Source organism: Planktosalinus sp., from assembly GCF_059864935.1.
In genome coordinates, this window is sequence record NZ_JCBCCK010000462.1 from 1 (window position 1) to 4213 (window position 4213).

The following is a 4213-nucleotide window of genomic DNA, read 5'->3' on the forward strand; positions in this document are numbered from 1 at the left end:
CCACATAAATCCTGTTGGGCAGTTTTTCCCACATGCGTTTTTGGACTGAAAGCGGGCGGTAGCAGTCAAACAGTTTTATAGTATAACCGCGATCGCAAAAATAATAAGCAGCATTGGTAAGTGCTTTGGCTACTTCGGGCAATAAATAGCATTTTTCACAATCGTATAAAACTTCGTTTAAAAAATTATCAGAAGTGGCATAGCGAATGTCAAACTGAAAAAGGACATCTTCTTTGCTGATTTCGGTTAAACTTTCCTGTGCTGAAATCGAAGCTGAGAAAAAAAGAATAAAAGGTAAAAATGTGAATTTCAATGGTATCGGGGTTTAACTTGTAATAAACTTCCTAATCGGTTGTTTTTAATAGTTTTTGTAAATTTAAGGTGAATTTAAAAAAGAAAAAAATATGCAGTTTTTACAAGACAAAGTAGCATTAATTACAGGAGGCAGTAAAGGCATTGGTTTTGGAATTGCCGAAGCCCTGATGTGGCAGGGCATAAACGTGGGCATTACCGCCAGAAGCAAATCTGCCGCTGTGAAGGCTGCCAACAAGCTCAATGAAATAAGCCAGGGTAAAGCCAAGGCCATAGGTATTCAGGCAGATGTTAGAAATTTCAAACAACAGGAAAAAGCAGTACAACAACTGATTGATAAGTTTGGACAACTGGACTTTCTCGTGGCCAATGCCGGTTTAGGGCATTTTGCACCTGTTGATCAACTCACCCTTGAACAATGGCAAGAGACTATCGATACCAATCTCACAGGGGTGTTTTACAGCGTCAAGGCAGCTGTTGAGGAACTCAAAAAATCAAAAGGTTACATCATAACCATATCCAGTCTGGCGGGAACCAATTTTTTCGCCAACGGTGCTGCATACAATGCCAGTAAGTTTGGGTTAACCGGTTTTACTCAGGCGGTTATGCTTGACCTCAGGAAATATGAAATCAAAGTAACCACCATTATGCCGGGTTCGGTAGCAACTTATTTTAACAACCACGTGCCCGATGGCAACGACGACTGGAAAATACAAAAGGAAGACTTGGGTACTATGGTAGTGGATTTACTACGAATGCACCCCCGGACATTGCCCAGCAAAATAGAGGTGAGGCCTTCGCTACCCCCTGGCAAATAAACCAAAAAAGCCGGGGTTAGTGGTCTCCGGCTTTAAGGTTTTAAAGGCTAATTCAAAATCTCTCTTGGTTGGTTTCGTTTGGTTTTTAATAACTAAACCGTCTTCTTCCGTTCCAAACGTCTCTCTTGTTGCTGAAAGCCAAGTTGATGCGTTTGTTCATTTGAAGGGCATCCCTTTTCTCGCTTACCGATTCAAACAGTTTTTTAAAGATTCTCATGATTGTTGATTTTTGATTGATGATTGATTTTTTTTGTTTAGTTTGGATATTAATATCCAAATCTTCTTCTGCTGTTCCAGACATCCCTTTTTTGATTCATTTGCAATAAGATGCGCCTGCCCATTTGCTGATCTGCCTTTTTCTCGCTTACTGTGTCGAACATTCTTTTTACTGTTGTCATGATTTCTAAGTTTTGATTGATTTCAATTAATAGACGACAGAAAAATAGTTTTGTTACAGTACTGTGTATTACAAAGTAGTATTTAACACAAAATTAACAATCAATGCTTGGTTATCAGTGTTTTATAAAATATGAAAGAGAAGTGTTAACTCACTATATTAAAAATAGCAAGTGCATAAATATAAAATCTAACAAAACGAAGCAGTCCAAAAAGTAACAAACTGTTTAGGGGATATTTAATAATACCGGCAGCCATAGTAGTCATAGAATAGGGTATGGGCAACAAGGCACCCACAACAATTAAAAAACCACCCCATTTGCGAATATTACGGATGTGTTTGGCCATCTTAATTTCCAGATATTCGTGAACGGCAGGAATTTTAGTAATGGCTTTTCCGATGTAATAGGAAACAATACCTCCGGCATAAGAAAGCACAGCTAATAATGACAGGTGAAACACTGCGGTGTCAGATTTACTCGACCAGGCGATAAACAGTTCGGGAGGGATTAAACCTAAAACTGATTCTGAAATAAAGAAAAAAGTTAAGACACCAAAAGCAGGAAATTTATCGGTAACTATATTTAAAAGCACATTCACATCAATAACAAAGTAGTGAATGGCCAATAAAGCTCCTATAAACAGTACAATTACAGGAATTGCCCTGACCATGCTGCTGCCCAAAAAACCATAAAAACCAGTATAGCTATAATACTGGTGTAACAGTCGAAGTCTCGATTTTTTCTTTGGTTTATCCTGGGGCATTATTAATGTTGCAATTTTTCAAGCAAATTTAGCTATCCTATTTTAAATAAAAAACATTAAGTTGTTATTGTTAACATAAATTATAAAAAACATAAAATTTAAAATATTTAACACTCTTTTCAACCTAAATTGTTGAAAAACATAATAAAGGTGTTATTTTTGTAAAAATGGACACTTTTGAACAAATGATTGAATTACAAGAGCAGGAGAAAATCAAAGACAGAGAGTTATATTCTTACCAGAAAAATGCAATTGAAACCATTTTTGATAGATTAAACAAATTTCCTGAAAGTTATAATATACTTTATCAGTTGCCCACAGGCGGAGGGAAAACAGTTATTTTTTCTGAAATAGCCAAGCGTTACATCAATGAAGCAGGCAAAAAAGTTTTAATTCTTACACACCGAATAGAACTTAGTAAACAAACATCTACCACACTTACTGAAATTGGCGTTAAAAACAAAGTCATCAACAGTACTGTTAAGGAAATTCCAAACGATGAAAAGCTGCAATGCTATGTGGCCATGGTTGAAACGCTGAACAACCGCATTAAAGAAGGTCAACTGAACATCAAAAACATTGGCCTTGTGATTGTAGATGAGGCGCATTATAATTCGTTCCGTAAAATCTTTAAACATTTTAAAAAATGTGATATGCTGGGCGTTACAGCTACACCTCTAAGTTCTAATATCAAATTGCCTATGAAGGATACTTATAACGAGTTGATTGTTGGGCATTCCATTTCAGAATTGATTGAGAAGAGGTTTCTTTCCAAGGCGAAAACTTATAGTTACAACGTGGGTCTGGGTGCTTTACGCATTGGTATTAACGGCGATTATACCGTCAAATCTTCGGAAGTGGTTTACATTGATTATGCCATGCAGGAAAAGTTGATTTATGCCTATGAAGAATGTGCCAAAGACAAAAAAACACTAATTTTCAATAACGGAATCAATACCTCGCGCTTTGTTTATGAATCATTTAAGCGGGCGGGTTATGACAACATCCGGCATCTGGACAACAAACATTCAGAAGGCGAACGCAAAGAAATCATCGACTGGTTTCGGGAAACACCCAATGCCATCATCACTTCAGTGGGAATATTAACAACAGGCTTTGATGTGCCGGATATTGAAGCCATTATTCTCAATCGTGCCACACGGTCGTTGACGCTGTACCACCAAATGATTGGAAGGGGCTCGCGCATCACCGAAAGCAAAAAAGAATTTACTGTTGTTGATTTAGGAAACAATGTGGCCCGTTTCGGACTTTGGGAAGACAACGTGGATTGGCACAGCATCTTTAAAAACCCCGATTATTACTTTGAAAACCTGGTTGCAGACGAATCTATAGAACGCAATTTTGCTTATGAAATGCCCAAGGAGGTCAGAAAAAAGTTTAAAAAAACCAAGGATGTCGATTTTGATGTCGAAGCTGCCTATCATGAAGCCAAAAGAAAAGGACTAAAACCCAAAGTAGCCTTAGACCTGTCGATAGAACAACACGCTCAAATGTGCCTAAATAACAGTGAAGACGCATTTGAAGCAATGAAGCTGGCACTTCTCCTTGAAGACGCCATTGCCTTCAGGGTGCAGAAATATGCTTATTGTTTAAGCAAATCTACAGACAATTACAAAGACTGGCTGGAAGAGGATTACAAGCGCAGTCTCAGAGCGCTTATTCGAAGAAAGATGTAATTTAGTTTGGACTTACTAATAGCCACGAATTCACGAAGACCTCAAGGTTCAATAAGAATAAATCACTAACTCTGCGCCCTTTGCGCCTCTGCGGTGAGTATACAATATTTTTTTTAAACTTACATTTTCACCGCAAAGACGCAGTGTACGCAGAGATTTAAAAGAATAAAATTACTATCAGCGTTGCGATAAAAAATCAGTCCCGATTCTTCCTTCTAAAAATTG

General features: G+C 37.6%; 6 protein-coding genes. 2 read left to right on the forward strand and 4 right to left on the reverse strand.

The genetic code is table 11. From position 1 onward, the window contains the following. The coding region (locus AC6F75_RS13610; protein WP_500715633.1) for a M15 family metallopeptidase at positions 1–313 on the reverse strand (313 nt) is incomplete at its 3' end. A gap of 91 nt (positions 314–404) precedes the next feature. Here AC6F75_RS13610 and AC6F75_RS13615 point away from each other — a divergent pair. After that, entirely contained in the window at positions 405–1130 is a 726-nt protein-coding gene (locus tag AC6F75_RS13615; RefSeq protein WP_500715634.1) for an SDR family oxidoreductase, read from the forward strand. 85 nt (positions 1131–1215) lie between these two features. On the opposite strand, the gene AC6F75_RS13620 is transcribed toward AC6F75_RS13615, so the two are convergent. From AC6F75_RS13620 to AC6F75_RS13630, 3 genes are all read right to left on the reverse strand, one after another. Further along, complete coding sequence (locus AC6F75_RS13620) at positions 1216–1431, reverse strand: hypothetical protein (protein WP_500715635.1); 216 nt, start codon at positions 1429–1431, stop codon at positions 1216–1218. Next, positions 1397–1528 carry a hypothetical protein gene (locus AC6F75_RS13625; RefSeq protein WP_500715636.1) on the reverse strand — a complete coding sequence of 44 codons (132 nt, stop codon included), beginning with the start codon at positions 1526–1528 and terminating at the stop codon, positions 1397–1399. The genes AC6F75_RS13620 and AC6F75_RS13625 overlap by 35 nt, the downstream gene beginning before the upstream one ends. Positions 1529–1673: 145 nt before the next feature. Beyond that, positions 1674–2291: a YqaA family protein gene (locus AC6F75_RS13630; protein WP_500715637.1), complete on the reverse strand. Its 618-nt coding sequence runs from the start codon at positions 2289–2291 to the stop codon at positions 1674–1676. A 167-nt stretch (positions 2292–2458) separates the two neighbouring features. On the opposite strand from AC6F75_RS13630, the gene AC6F75_RS13635 reads away from it, so the two are divergent. Then, positions 2459–3988: a DEAD/DEAH box helicase family protein gene (locus tag AC6F75_RS13635; RefSeq protein ID WP_500715638.1), complete on the forward strand. Its 1530-nt coding sequence runs from the start codon at positions 2459–2461 to the stop codon at positions 3986–3988. The last annotated feature ends 225 nt before the right edge of the window (positions 3989–4213 follow it).